The following is a 13164-nucleotide window of genomic DNA, read 5'->3' on the forward strand; positions in this document are numbered from 1 at the left end:
GTACGGCTTGCCGAGCTGCGCCTCGGCGAAGGCGATCGCCGCCTCGATGTTGGCCGCGCCGTGGCCGGTCGGGGGCTTGCCCGGGCCGGGCGTGGGCGCGGGGCCCGGATCGCCGGGACCGGGTCCTGGCGTGGGGTGCGCGTGACCGGCGTACTTGAGGTAGATGTCGTAGTGCGTGGTCCAGCGCCACGCGCCGTTCTTGCGGAACCAGTACCGGCGGCCGTCCCAGCCCCAGCTGATGCCGCCCGCGGTCGACGCGGACCCGGCCGAAGCGCCGCCGCTGTTGCGGAGGTACACGTCGTAGTGGCTGGTCCAGCGCCACTCCCCGTTCCTGCGGAACCAGTACCGCTGCCCGTCCCAGCCCTGGCGGATGGCTCCGCCGGTCGTGCTCGTGCCGGCGCCGGCGCCGCCGCCGGTGTGACGCAGGTAGATGTCGTAGTGGGTGGTCCAGCGCCACTCGCCGTTCGAGCGGAACCAGTAGCGCTGCCCGTCCCAGCCCGCGTGCGCGGGCGCCGTCTCGGCGCTCGCCGCGGGCGCGGCTATGAGCGCCACCCCGCCGCCGACCGCGAGCATCGCGGTGGTCGCGGCGGCCCGGACCAGCGGACCGGCGGTGCTCCGCGGGCGCCGGTCGCGGGCGGAGCCGCCCGGTGACCCGCCGCCGCGGCGCGGGTGGCAGTAGGCGCAGGTGCAGTCGGTGCTGTCCAGCTCGGCGAACACGGTCATCGCGGACGGTCTCCGTTCCTCGGTGGTTCGGATGCTGCGGAGGTGGCTGCCGGGTCACGGAAGGTCTGCGGCGGGCTCCTGCCGGGGCGCGGGCGGAGCCGTCTTCGTCGCGGACAGGTCTTGCTCGCCCGCGCCCCGCGTCACGACGCGGGACCGGCCGAAACGCAGGCGCCCGCGCGAGGAGAGCGCGGTCGCGGAGCGGTGCGGGACGGACAGGCGGCCGGCCTCGTCCGGCTGCCCAGCGAGCGGCACCACGGTCACGGAGCCCGGCGCCGGACGCCCCCAGGCGGCGGTCGCGTCCGGGAGGGCGGCGGCGGAGCCGGGCGCGGGGCGCCCCACGGCGGCGGCAGCCGCCGAGACCGCAGCGGGCCCGGAGGGCCGGTCCGGTCCGGTGGCGGACGCGTCGGCGGAGCCGTCCGCCGCGAACCCCGCGCCCACCACGCCCACGCCCACACCCGCGCCCGCGCCCGCTGCGGGGGGCGACACCCGCACCGACAGGAAGGCCGTGACCAGGTCTCGGGTCAGCTCCGCGCGGAAGGTGTCGTCGAGCGTGATCCCCTCGCTGCGCTCCAGCTGGCGCAGCGTCAGCGCCGCGGTTTCGACCGCGTCGCCGACGATGACGTCGCGGGTGCCGGCGTCCAGCTCGGCGATCCGGCGTCGCCGCATGCTGTCGGCGAAGTCGGGGCGGTAGCCGAGGCCGACGGCCTGGACGGAGTAGACAGCCACACCCACCGGCGCCATCTCGGCGCCCAGCAGCCGGGTCAGCTCGCCGCCGAGCCACTGGCCGTCGCGCAGGGACGGACCGGGCTGGGCGAAGCTGTCGCACGGCAGCGTGGAGACGGTGCGGGCGAAGACGGACTCGGCGCTCATCGCCAGGTGCTTGCCGTGGTCGTCGACGGAGAAGCGGGCCCGCGCGGTGTCCTTGACCTGCCAGACGATGATCAGCTCGGCCGTGATCGGCGAGCCCTCGCGGTCGGTCGCCGCGATCGGCTCACTGCGCCAGTGCCGGATCCGCACGTCGATCGCACGGCGCTTGAGCAGCGGGTTCACCCACAGCAGCCCGGAGCGGCGGACCGTGCCGCGGTAGCCGCCCCAGCGGCTGAGCACGCGGGCGGTGCCGAGCGGGTTGGCCATCAGCCCGAAGAAGGCGACGACCACGACCGCGCCGCAGAGCGCGAGCAAGGCGACGGCCGGCCGTTCCGGGATCACCGGCCCGCCGGCGTGCAGGGCCTGACCGCCCGGCACCCAGGCCGGCAGGCCCGTCGCGCGGCGGGCCTGCACCAGCAGGGCGAGGGGGGCGGCGGCGAGGATCGCGAGCAGCGCCGCCCAGCCGGGCAGGACGCCCCGGGCCGGACGTTCCCTCAGTTCCGCGTCGGAGCGGGGCGGTCGGCGGACCGCCCAGGGGGCGGTGACCTGTCGCTCGGCCGGCTGGTCCACGTGGTCCATCCCCTCTTGCGGGCATTCGTACGTGCCCGCACCCTCACTCGGAGCCCGAACGTACCTTTATTTCGGACATACCGTCAATACAGCTATATCTCGGTCAGATCAGAGCATCTATCTCATTAGCCGCATGCCTGGTCGAGGCGCGCAAGGAAACGGGGCCGAAAGAGTGCCGCCCACGAACCCACCGCCAGTCCGGGGGCTGCCCGCCCATTTCGTCGATAAGACGATTACTCTGGAGGCATGCCTAGCCTGCGCCTCGCGTTGAACCAGATCGACAGCGTTGTCGGCGACATCGACGGCAACGCCGCGCTGATCGTCAGCTGGACCCGGCACGCCGTCGAGCAGGGCGCCCACCTGGTGGCCTTCCCCGAACTCGCGCTCAACGGCTACCCGATCGAGGATCTGGCGCTGCGCCCGTCCTTCATCGAGGCCTCCCGCTCGGCGCTGGTCGCGCTCGCGAAGCGGCTGGAGACGGAGGGGCTCGGCGAGGTCCCCGTCGTCGTCGGCTACCTGGGCAAGTCGCTCCAGGACACCCCGCGACTCGGCCTGCCGGCCGGCTCCCCGCAGAACTGCGCCGCGGTGCTCCACAAGGGTGAGGTGCTCACCCGGATGGCCAAGCACCACCTGCCGAACTACGGCACCTTCGACGAGTTCCGCTATTTCGTCCCCGGCGACACCCTGCCCGTGGTCCGCCTGCACGGTGTCGACGTCGCGCTCGCCATCTGCGAGGACATCTGGCAGGACGGCGGCCGGGTCCAGGCCGCACGCCAGGCCGACGCCGGTCTGCTGCTGGTCGTCAACGCCTCCCCCTACGAGGCGCGACGCGGCGACGAGCGGCTCGCCCTCGTCCGCAAGCGCGCGGCGGAGGCCGGCTGCACCCTCGCCTACCTGAACCTGGTCGGCGGCCAGGACGAGCTGGTCTTCGACGGCCAGTCCGTCGTGGTCCAGGCCGACGGCACGGTGCTGGCGCGGGCCCCGCAGTTCGAGGAGGGCTGCCTGCTCCTCGACCTCGACCTCCCGGCCGCGACCGCCCCCGTGGACGGCGGGACCCGCATCGTCGCCGACGGCCTGGAGATCAGGCGCACCGTCATCTCCGAGGAACCGCTCCCGGCCCCTGAGGAGCCGATCGTCCCGGGCGAGGCCGCACCGCTGGCCGAGCTGGAGGAGATCTACGCCGCGCTGGTGTGCGGCGTCCGCGCCTACGTGCGCAAGAACGGCTTCCGGTCGGTGCTCATCGGCCTCTCCGGCGGCATCGACTCCGCGCTCGTCGCGGCCATCGCGGTCGACGCGATCGGCCCCGAGAACGTCCACGGCGTCTCGATGCCGAGCGCCTACTCCTCCGAGCACTCCCGCGACGACGCGGCGGAGCTCGCGCGGCGGACGGGCCTCAACTTCCGCACGGTCTCCATCGCCCCGATGTTCGACGCCTACATGGACGCGCTCAAGCTGACCGGCCTCGCGGAGGAGAACCTGCAGTCGCGCCTGCGCGGCACGCTGCTGATGTCCGTCTCCAACCAGGAGGGCCACATCGTCCTGGCCCCCGGCAACAAGAGCGAACTGGCGGTCGGCTACTCCACTCTCTACGGCGACTCCGTCGGCGCCTTCGGCCCGATCAAGGACGTCTACAAGACGCTGGTCTTCCGGCTGGCCCGCTGGCGCAACGAGATCGCGGAGGAGCGCGGCGAGACCCCGCCGATCCCGGAGCACACCATCACCAAGCCCCCGTCCGCTGAGCTGCGCCCCGGCCAGGTCGACACGGACTCCCTCCCGGACTACGACCTCCTCGACGCGGTCCTGACCGCCTATGTGGAACGCGACCTGGGCCGCGCCCAGATCGTCGCCGAGGGCTTCGACGCGGCGCTGGTCGAGCGGGTGCTGCGCCTGGTGGACACGGCGGAGTACAAGCGCCGGCAGTACCCGCCGGGCACCAAGATCAGCGTCCGCAACTTCGGCCGCGACCGCCGCCAGCCCATCACCAACCGCTGGCGCGAGAGGTGACCTCCCCTGGGTGGTGCAACGCCCCTAGAGCTGGAAGTGCGCACCGATCGGCAGGTGGTCGCTGCCTGTCTGCGGGAGGGTCCAGGCGGCCGTCGGCGTGATGCCGCGGGACATGATCTGGTCGATGCGGGTGGAGGGGAAGGCCGCCGGCCAGGAGAAGCCGAAGCCGGCGCCCGCGCTGCCCTGCGCGGAGCGCAGCTGCATGGTGATGGGGGCGAGCGCGCGGTCGTTCATGGTGCCGTTCATGTCGCCCAGGAGCAGCACCCGCTTCAGCTGCTCGCGGCTGATCGCCTCGCCCAGCGCCTCCGCGCTGTGATTGCGTTGGTTGGCCGTGAACCCGCCGTCGAAGTGGACGCGGACGGACGGCATGTGGGCGACGTAGACCGCCACGTCGCCGTGCGGCGTCTGCACGGTGGCCCGCAGCGCGCGGGTCCAGCCGATCTTGATGTCGACGGGGCCGGTGGCGGTGAGCGGGTACTTGGACCAGAGGCCGACCGTACCCTCGACGACGTGGTAGCGGTAGGTGCCGTCGAGCTGCTGCTCGATGACCGGGAGCGCCGGTCCCGTGATCTCCTCCATGGAGATGACGTCGGGGTCGGCCCGCATCAGCGTCTGCATCGTGCTCGCCACGGAGGTGTTGTCCGCGCTGATGTTGTGCTGGACGGCGGTGAAGTCGTAGGAGCCGCCGCTCTTGTCCGGCAGCAGCGGGCCGAAGAGGACCGCCCAGATGACCGCCGGCACCACCAGCGCGACGAGCGCGGTCGCCGAGCGGCGCAGCAGGGCCAGGACCAGCAGCACCGGGACGGCGAGGCCAAACCACGGCAGGAAGGTCTCGATGAGGCTGCCGAAGTTGCCGAGGGTGTCGGGGATCTGGCGGTGCAACGCGAGCACCCCGGCCAACAGCAGCGCGAGCGCGGCGAGGATCCAGCCACGGTGCCAGGTGGAACGGCCCTTGCGGTCCCGGCCGCGCCAGTGGTGTCCCCGAAGACCGCGAAGCATGCGCCGTTCCTCACCTTTGCCCTGATCGGTCCCCTTTGCCGGGACTCAGCCTATGGGTGAGGAGACGCCGCCTCCCCGAACTCAGGTTCCGTCGGCGTTGCTGTGAACCGGGTGAGTGTTCGATGAGAGGCCGGTCTCCGGGCCGCCGGGCCTGACGGCCACGCCCTGCAGGACGGCGTCGACGATCGTGGCCGCGAGGGACGGGTCCTCGATGGACGCGTCGGGGTGGAGCACCGCGCGGGAGAGCATCGGGCCGACGACCAGCTCGCCGAGCAGGTCCGCGTCGATGTCGTCGCGCAGCTCGCCGCGGAGCTGGGCCGCGCGGACGAGTTCGCGCAGCGCCCGGCGACGGGGCTCGATGACGGCCTCGTGGTAGCGGGCGTAGAGATCCGGGATGGCCCGGATCTCGGCGCCGATCATGGCGAGGTTGCTGCCGGAGCGGCGGTTCACCGCGTTCACCCGGATGCTGTCGACGGCCGCGATGAGCGTCTCGCGCAGCGTGGCCCGCTCGCAGATCGGGTCGAGCTTGGACTCCAGCTGCTGGAGCAGGTGCAGCAGCATCGCGTCCTTGTCGGGCCAGCGGCGGTAGATCGTCGCCTTGCCGACGCCCGCCTCGGCGGCGATCGCCTCGACACTGAGGCCGGCCAGGCTGGAGCCCTCGGCCATCAGCCGGAGCATGCCCTCGACGATCGAGGCCTCGACGGCCTCACTGCGCGGCCGACCCCGCTTGGCCGGAGGTGGCGCGGCGGCCGCCTCGGGCGGGCCGGCTGGGGCGGTGGCGCGCTGCCGACCGAGCTCGTGGCCGATCAGGTTCTCGAACTCGCTGTCCACGGCTTCGCCGGCATGGCTGCTCACCGCCCCATCCTCCCTCACTCGCTCGGAGCTCCGGTAGCGTCCGCCGCCACCTGCGCCTCTCCAGCCGCCTTTTCAGCCACAGCGTCGTCGGCCGAGGCCCGCGGCGCCGTCGCGCCGCCGTACGCGGCGGCCTTGCTGGGCAGGAAGGCCACGGCGACGATCAGGCCGAGCGCCGCCGCACCCGCGGCGCCCAGCGCCGTCACGTGCATGGCGTGGACGAAGGCGTCCTTGGCCGGGTCGACCAGGGCGGCGGCGTGGAACTGCGGCTGCGCGGCGATGCCGAGGGTGCCCTCGATCGACTCGCCCGCCGGGCCGCGCAGCGCGGCCGGCAGCTGACCCAGGTGACCGCTGATGCCGCTGCGGTACGCCGTGGACAGCAACGCGCCCAGCACCGCGACGCCCAGCGAACCGCCGACCTGACGGAACGTGTTGTTGACCGCGGAGCCGGAGCCCGCCTTCTCGCGCGGCAGGCTGGACATGATGGTGACCGACGCCGGCGGCATCACCAGGGCCATGCCGGCGCCCTGGACGAAGGCGATGACTTCCAGCACCCAGATGCCGGTGGTGCGGCCCAGGGTCGTGAAGCCGACGAACGAGCCCGCGATCAGCAGCATGCCGAGCGCGACGGTGAACTTGACCCCGAAGCGGTCCACCACGAACCGGGCCCGCGGCGAGAAGACCAGCTGCGCGACCGCCAGCGGCAGCAGCAGCAGACCGGCCTGGAGCGGGCTGTAGCCGCGGACGCTCTGGATGTAGAAGACGCCGAAGAAGGTGACGCCCATCAGCGCGAAGAACGCGAGCCCGATGGCGACGACCGAGGCGGAGAAGTGCCGGTTGCGGAACCAGGAGATGGTCAGCACCGGGTGGGCGGCGCGCTTCTGGTAGAGCACGAACGCGATCAGGACCACCAGGCCACCGACGATCGGCACCCAGCTCTCGGTGACGCCGAAGTCCGCGTCCTGACCGCCCTTGATGATCCCGTAGATCAGGGCCACCAGGCCGACCATGGAGAGCAGCACGCCGAGCGGGTCGAGCCTGCCGGGCTTCGGGTCCCGCGAGTCCGGCACCAGCACGACCATGCCGATCAGCGCGGCCACCACGATGGGGACGTTGACCAGGAAGACCGAGCCCCACCAGAAGTGCGCCAGCAGCAGGCCGCCCGCGATCGGGCCGATCGCGATGGCCAGGCCGACCGCGCCGGACCAGATGCCGATGGCCTTCGGGTGCTCCTCGCGCTCGAAGACGTTCATGATGATCGCCAGCGTGGCCGGCAGCACGAAGGCGCCGCCGAAGCCCATCACGGCACGGAAGGCGATCAGCTCGGCCGGGCTGGCCGCCATCGAGCACAGCAGCGAGCCGGCGCCGAACACGACCATGCCGAAGAGCAGCACCTTCTTGCGGCCCAGCCGGTCGCCGAGCAGGCCGGCGGTGAAGAGCAGGCCCACGAAGACCAGCGTGTACGAGTTGATCGCCCACTCCAGCTGGCTCTGGGTGGCGCCCAGGCCGGTGGGCTTCGGCGAGGCGATCGTCTTCATCGCGACGTTGAGGATCGAGTTGTCCAGCACCACCACGAGCAGGCTGAAGACCAGAACGGTGAGGATCGCCCAGCGGCGCTTGTGTATCGCCTCGGGCACCCGCGGCGGGGCGGCGGCAGGGGCAGTCGTCGTCATGCGGGCAGCGTACCCCCAATTTCGATACGAGAACGTCTCGTATCGAAATTGAGACCCGCGCGCCCTCCCGCCGCGCGGAAACGTGATCTGCGCAACCATGCCGGGCCGCGCGCTGCCCTTTCCCTCTGTCACAGGCGCGTGCCAGCATGGACGTGATCCGGGGACGCCGTACGGCGCCACGAGACCACGACACAGGAGACACGTCATGCAGAACGGTTCGCTTCCGCCTGCCCAAGCTCCCTCCACCCCCTCCCTCTACGGCGGCGTCACCTCGCGCCGCGTCACCGTGCGCGACCTGGCCGCCGCCAAGGCCCGCGGCGAGCGCTGGGCCATGCTCACCGCCTACGACGCGATGACCGCCGGCGTCTTCGACGAGGCCGGCATCCCGGTGCTGCTCGTCGGCGACTCGATGGGCAACTGCCACCTCGGCTACGACACCACCGTGCCGGTCACCATGGACGAGATCGCGATGCTGTCCGCCGCGGTCGTCCGCGGCACCAAGCGGGCGCTCGTCGTCGCCGACCTCCCCTTCGGCAGCTACCAGGAGTCCCCGGCGCAGGCGCTGCGCAACGCGGTCCGGCTGATGAAGGAGGCGGGCGTCCACGCGGTCAAGCTGGAGGGCGGCGAGCGCTCCGCACCGGCCATCGAGATGCTGGTCCAGGCCGGCGTCCCGGTCATGGCCCACCTGGGCCTGACCCCGCAGTCCGTGCACGCGCTGGGCGGCTACCCGGTCCAGGGCCGCGGCGACGAGGCGGCGCACCAGCTGCTGCGCGACGCGAAGACCGTCCAGTCCGCGGGCGCCTTCTCCGTGGTGCTGGAGGCCGTTCCGGCCGAGCTGGCCGCCCAGGTCACCCACGAGCTGCACGTCCCGACCGTCGGCATCGGCGCGGGCGTCGGCTGCGACGCCCAGGTGCTGGTGTGGACGGACATGTCCGGCATGACGGCCGGCCGGGTGCCCAAGTTCGTCAAGAAGTACGCCGACCTGCGCGCCGAGCTGGGCCGCGCCGCGGCCGAGTACATGGACGAGGTCCGCAGCGGCGCCTTCCCGGCCGAGGAGCACTCGTTCCACTGACGCTCGCGGAACCGCCCGGCGGACGCCCGGTGCGGTGACGGTGCGCTGACGGAGCCGTGACGGCGGCCTGTCGGCGCGCCGCGCGAGAGTCCTCGGCATGGAACCGAGGACGAACCCGAAGGACACCGCCGCGGCCGTGCAGGTGCGCGGACTGGTCAAGCACTACGGCGAGACGAAGGCCCTCGACGGCGTCGACCTCGACGTCGCCGAGGGCACCGTGATGGGCGTGCTCGGGCCGAACGGCGCCGGCAAGACCACGCTCGTCCGCATCCTGTCCACCCTGATCCGCGCCGACGCCGGCCACGCCGTCGTCTCCGGCTGCGACGTGGACCGCCAGCCCTACCGGCTGCGCCGCGCGATCGGCCTGACGGGGCAGTACGCCTCCGTCGACGAACTCCTCTCCGGCTACGAGAACCTCTACCTGATCGGCCGGCTGCTCGACCTGAGCGCCAAGGGCGCCCGCCGCCGTGCCGAGGAGCTGCTGGAGCGCTTCTCCCTCACCGAGGCCGCGCGCCGCCCGACCAAGACCTACTCCGGCGGCATGCGCCGCCGCCTCGACCTGGCCGCCTCGATGATCGGCCGTCCGCGCGTGCTCTTCCTCGACGAGCCTACGACCGGTCTCGACCCGCGCACCCGCAACGAGGTCTGGGCCGAGGTGCGCGGCATGGTCGACGAGGGTTCCACGGTGCTGCTCACCACGCAGTACATGGAGGAGGCGGAGCAGCTCGCCGCCGAACTCACCGTGATCGACCGCGGCCGGGTGATCGCCGCGGGCAGCGTGGAGACCCTCAAACGGCAGGTCGGCCAGCAGACCCTGACGATCCGTCCGGCCCGCGCCGAGCAGCTCGACGCCATGATCCGCGCCCTGGCCGACCACGGCCTGGCCGGCGTCCCCGACGGCGAGGGACGGCTCTGTGTCCCCGCCGGGGACGAGGCCCAGCTGACGGCCGTCGTGGCCGCCCTCGGCTCCTCCGGCCTGGGCATCGCCGCGCTGGAGACCAGGCTGCCCAGCCTGGACGAGGTCTTCCTGGCCATCACGGGCGACCAGCCCGTCCCCACCCCCGCGGGCACCGCCGCCGCCCCCGCAGCCGACACCGCAGCCCGTCTGGAGTCCGTCGCATGACCGGTTACGCCGCCGCACCCGCGCTCGCCACCGACCTCGCGCCCGCGCGCGACCTCGACCAGCGGACCAGCCTGCGCGCCACCCTCCACCACATCGGCGCCCTCACCCGCCGCAACCTGATGCGGCTGAAGGCCGATCCGGAGTCGCTGCTCGACGCCCTGCTGATGCCGATCCTCTTCACCGTGCTCTTCGTCTACGTCTTCGGCGGCGCGGTGGCAGGCAACTCGCACAACTACATCCAGTACATGATCCCCGGCATGTTCGGGCAGATCGGCCTGAGCCTGGCGATGGCCGTCGGCACCGGCCTCAACGTGGACTTCACCACCGGCGTCATGGACCGGTTCCGCACCATGCCGATCGCCCGCTCGTCGGTGCTGGTGGCCAAGCTGCTGGCGGAGAGCTGCCGGGCGGCGGTCTCGCTGGTGATCCTGGTCGCCTTCGCGATGTGTCTGGGCCTGCGCATCCACACCGGCCCGCTGAACGTGCTGGCCACGCTGGGGCTGGCGTTGGCCTTCGGCACGGGCGTGGTCTGGGTCTCGATGCTGCTCGGCATGACGATGAAGAACCCTCAGGCGGTGCAGGGCGTCGGGATGATGGTCATCATGCCGCTGCAGTTCGGCAGCTCGATCTTCGCCCCGGTCCACTCGATGCCGGGCTGGCTGCAGGGCTTCACCAAGGTCAACCCGCTCTCCGCGCTCGCGGACTCCAGCCGCGCCCTGATCAACGGCGGCCCGGTGCTGCACTCCGCCCTGCTGGTGCTCGCCTGGTCGGTGGGGCTGACCGTGGTCTTCGCCCCGCTCGCGGTGGCCAGGTTCCGCAAGCGCACCTGACGGCCCGGCCTCGCCTACTCCCCGTCCATCAGGGCGATCGCGGACCTCACGTCCAGCGCCGCGCCCGCCCGGTAGGCCGCGTCGTAGGACGCGTCGCCGAGGAGGGCGCGCAGGCCGGCCGAGGTCTCCTCGAAGGCCTGCAGGTCGAGGTGGTGCCTGGCGGAGCGGCTCTGCAGATGGTCGTAGGCGCCGAGCAGCGTCACCGCCGTCTCCGCCGGCCGCTCCTCGGGGACGACTCCCGCCTTCGCGCAGCGCCAGAGCGTGCCGGTCAGGGAGGGGACGAGGACGAGCGGCAACTGTTCCGCCGTGAACGGGACCAGCGGGTGGATGCGCATCTCCCGCAGTCCCGCGCGGATCCGGCGCAGGCCCTGCTCGGGCCGGCCGTCCATCGCGTCGACGCCCCCGAGCAGGCCCTGGACCAGGCCGGTGAGCAGGCTGCCGACACCCTCCCCGAAGGGTCCGGTCAGCAGGTTCTCGAGCAGCTCCCGCGCCTCGTCGAGGCGCTGCTGCCGCATCCGGAGGCCGGCCAGCAGCATGCTGCCGAACATGCCCGCACCCTGGCCGACCACGCCGTAGGCGCGGGCGTCCTCGATGCCGCCCAGCAGTTCCGCCTCGCCTTCCTCGACCCGGCCGAGGCCGAGCAGCGCGTCACCGAGGCGGACCCGCAGGATGGGCTGCTCCTGGTCGGCGCCGAGCTCCTTGGCGAGGGCCATCGCCTCCCGGCAGCAGCGCACGCCCTCGGCGAAGTCGCCGCTGAAGTTGGCGATCTCGGCCAGACCGGAGATGGCCTCGGCGCGACCCCAGCGGTCGCCGATCCCGGTGAACAGCTCCAGGCTCTCGGACGCGTCCCGCGCCGCCTGCTCGCGGACATCCGGACGGTCGTTGAGCAGCTTGGCGCGGACCTGCAGCGCACAGGCCAGCTCCCAGGGACGGCCGAACCGGCGGCAGCCGTCGACCAGTCCGTCGGCCACCTCCTGCAGCTGGTCCAACAGGCCCGTGAACATCACGACGTAGACGCGCTGCAGCGCGGGCAACCGTGCGGACTGCGGCAGTTCGGGGCGGTAGACCTCGACGAGGCGGGCGCCGAGCCGCCGCACCTCCTCCTCCGGCTCACCGCCGAAGGCGCCCTCGGCGGTGAGGCAGACCCCCATGGTCGCGACCCGGCGCGCCTCCTCCAGCACCGGCCCGGGCCACGGCGGCGGCAGGTCGCAGGGCCCCTGCGCGATCGGCACCGCCGGCACGTCGAGCGGGTCGCCGGGGATGAGCGCGCGCACCGCCCGCGTCCAGTTGCGGGCCTCGTCACGCTGGTTGCGCAGCATCCAGTACCAGCCGAGGTTGCAGAGCAGGCTGAGCGCCTCCTGCTCCTCACCGGCCTCGACGGCGCGCCGCAGCGCGGCGCGCAGGTTGTCGTGCTCGGTGTCGAGCAGACGCAGCGCGTCGAGTTGGTCCGCCGCGCGCAGCAGCGGGTCGGTGGTGCGGGCCAGTTCGCGGAACCAGCGCAGGTGCGCGAGCGCGGGCGCGGCCGGGTCGTCGGTCTCGCGCAGCCGCTCGGTGGCGTACTCGTGGATGGTCTCCAGCATGCGGTAGCGCGGCTCGGGCGCGTCCGCGGTCAGGTCGGCCTGGATCAGCGACTTGTCGACAAGCGAGAGCAGGCACGGCGCGACGTCCTCCGCGGGGAGGTCGTCCCGGTCGTCCCCGTCGGCGCAGATCGCCTCGGCGGCGTCCAGGGTCCAGCCGCCGGCGAAGACCGAGAGCCGGGCGAGCAGCGTCCGCTCGGACTTCTCCAGCAGCTCCCAGCTCCAGTCCACGACCGCGCGCAGCGTCTGCTGGCGCGGCAGGTCCGTGCGGTTGCCGCCGGTCAGCAGCGTGAAGCGGCGGTCCAGCCGGTCCGCGAGCTGACGTGGCGTCATGGCCCGGAGTCTGGCTGCCGCCAGCTCGATCGCGAGCGGCAGGCCGTCGAGACGCCGGCAGATCTCCGCGCAGGCCTCCGGGTCCTGCGCGGGGTCGGCCGGGTCGAAGCCCGGCCGCGCGGCCGCGCCGCGCTCGGCGAGCAGCCGCAGCGCGGTCGGCTCCGGCAGCGGTTCCAGCGGACGCACCAACTCCCCCGGCACGCCCAGCGGCTCGCGGCTGGTCGCCAGCACGGTGACCCCCGGGCACGCGGCGACGAGCCGCGCGGCGAGCTCGGCGGCGGCCTGCACCAGGTGCTCGCAGTTGTCCAGCACGACGAGGAGCGTGCGCGGCCCGCAGAACTCCAGCAGCCGCGCGAGCGGGCCGTCCCCGTCCGCCCCCGCCCCGGCGCCGAGCGAGTCCGACATCCCCAGCCCGAGGTGGGTGGCCCGCAGCCCGAGCGCGCCCACCGCCGCGTCCACGACCCCACGCGGATCGTCCAACGGCGCGAGCTCGATCTGCCACACCCCATCGGGATACGCCCCGGCGCCGAGCGAGTCCGAC

At 73.0% G+C, this 13164-nt stretch carries 9 protein-coding genes and 1 pseudogene; 4 read left to right on the forward strand and 6 right to left on the reverse strand.

Annotation, left to right across the window (positions count from 1 at the left end):
- Both DN069_RS40550 and DN069_RS33165 read right to left on the reverse strand, forming a co-directional pair.
- Positions 1-723: pseudogene (locus DN069_RS40550) on the reverse strand (hypothetical protein); the annotation flags it as partial.
- 54 nt (positions 724-777) lie between these two features.
- Positions 778-2160 carry an SPFH domain-containing protein gene (locus tag DN069_RS33165; protein WP_133260124.1) on the reverse strand — a complete coding sequence of 461 codons (1383 nt, stop codon included), beginning with the start codon at positions 2158-2160 and terminating at the stop codon, positions 778-780.
- 246 nt (positions 2161-2406) lie between these two features.
- Between DN069_RS33165 and DN069_RS33170 the strand changes: the two genes are divergently transcribed.
- On the forward strand, positions 2407-4164 hold the full coding sequence (locus DN069_RS33170) for an NAD+ synthase (RefSeq protein WP_111506957.1): 1758 nt from the start codon (positions 2407-2409) through the stop codon (positions 4162-4164).
- Positions 4165-4188: 24 nt separating this feature from the next.
- On the opposite strand, the gene DN069_RS33175 is transcribed toward DN069_RS33170, so the two are convergent.
- The 3 genes from DN069_RS33175 to DN069_RS33185 all read right to left on the reverse strand — a co-directional run bounded on the left by DN069_RS33175 (position 4189) and on the right by DN069_RS33185 (position 7688).
- Positions 4189-5163 carry an endonuclease/exonuclease/phosphatase family protein gene (locus DN069_RS33175; RefSeq protein WP_111506958.1) on the reverse strand — a complete coding sequence of 325 codons (975 nt, stop codon included), beginning with the start codon at positions 5161-5163 and terminating at the stop codon, positions 4189-4191.
- Positions 5164-5244: 81 nt separating this feature from the next.
- Positions 5245-6018, reverse strand: coding sequence for a TetR/AcrR family transcriptional regulator (locus tag DN069_RS33180; RefSeq protein WP_111506959.1), 774 nt, complete (start codon positions 6016-6018; stop codon positions 5245-5247).
- A 14-nt stretch (positions 6019-6032) separates the two neighbouring features.
- A complete protein-coding gene (locus DN069_RS33185) occupies positions 6033-7688 on the reverse strand; it encodes an MFS transporter (protein WP_111506960.1) in 1656 nt (551 codons plus the stop codon).
- 205 nt (positions 7689-7893) lie between these two features.
- On the opposite strand from DN069_RS33185, the gene panB reads away from it, so the two are divergent.
- The 3 genes from panB to DN069_RS33200 all read left to right on the forward strand — a co-directional run bounded on the left by panB (position 7894) and on the right by DN069_RS33200 (position 10713).
- Positions 7894-8760: a 3-methyl-2-oxobutanoate hydroxymethyltransferase gene (gene panB, locus DN069_RS33190; RefSeq protein ID WP_111506961.1), complete on the forward strand. Its 867-nt coding sequence runs from the start codon at positions 7894-7896 to the stop codon at positions 8758-8760.
- Between the two features lie 97 nt (positions 8761-8857).
- On the forward strand, positions 8858-9883 hold the full coding sequence (locus DN069_RS33195) for an ATP-binding cassette domain-containing protein (protein WP_111506962.1): 1026 nt from the start codon (positions 8858-8860) through the stop codon (positions 9881-9883).
- Positions 9880-10713, forward strand: coding sequence for an ABC transporter permease (locus DN069_RS33200; protein WP_111506963.1), 834 nt, complete (start codon positions 9880-9882; stop codon positions 10711-10713). Before DN069_RS33195 ends, DN069_RS33200 begins: the two co-directional genes overlap by 4 nt.
- A gap of 14 nt (positions 10714-10727) precedes the next feature.
- Here the strand turns inward: DN069_RS33200 and DN069_RS40555 are convergent.
- On the reverse strand, positions 10728-13164 hold a 2437-nt coding region (locus DN069_RS40555), incomplete at its 5' end, for an ATP-binding protein (RefSeq protein ID WP_207892358.1).

Origin of the sequence: Streptacidiphilus pinicola, assembly GCF_003258295.1 — a bacterium.
GTDB classification, from domain to species: Bacteria; Actinomycetota; Actinomycetes; order Streptomycetales; family Streptomycetaceae; genus Streptacidiphilus; species Streptacidiphilus pinicola.

What these genes read in the sequence shown, in the direction of transcription:
- DN069_RS33170 (WP_111506957.1), top strand. Translation starts at nt 2,407, where the DNA reads ATGCCTAGCCTGCGCCTCGCGTTGAACCAGATCGACAGCGTTGTCGGC.
- DN069_RS33175 (WP_111506958.1), bottom strand. Translation starts at nt 5,163, where the DNA reads ATGCTTCGCGGTCTTCGGGGACACCACTGGCGCGGCCGGGACCGCAAG.
- DN069_RS33185 (WP_111506960.1), bottom strand. Translation starts at nt 7,688, where the DNA reads ATGACGACGACTGCCCCTGCCGCCGCCCCGCCGCGGGTGCCCGAGGCG.
- panB (WP_111506961.1), top strand. Translation starts at nt 7,894, where the DNA reads ATGCAGAACGGTTCGCTTCCGCCTGCCCAAGCTCCCTCCACCCCCTCC.
- DN069_RS33195 (WP_111506962.1), top strand. Translation starts at nt 8,858, where the DNA reads ATGGAACCGAGGACGAACCCGAAGGACACCGCCGCGGCCGTGCAGGTG.
- DN069_RS33200 (WP_111506963.1), top strand. Translation starts at nt 9,880, where the DNA reads ATGACCGGTTACGCCGCCGCACCCGCGCTCGCCACCGACCTCGCGCCC.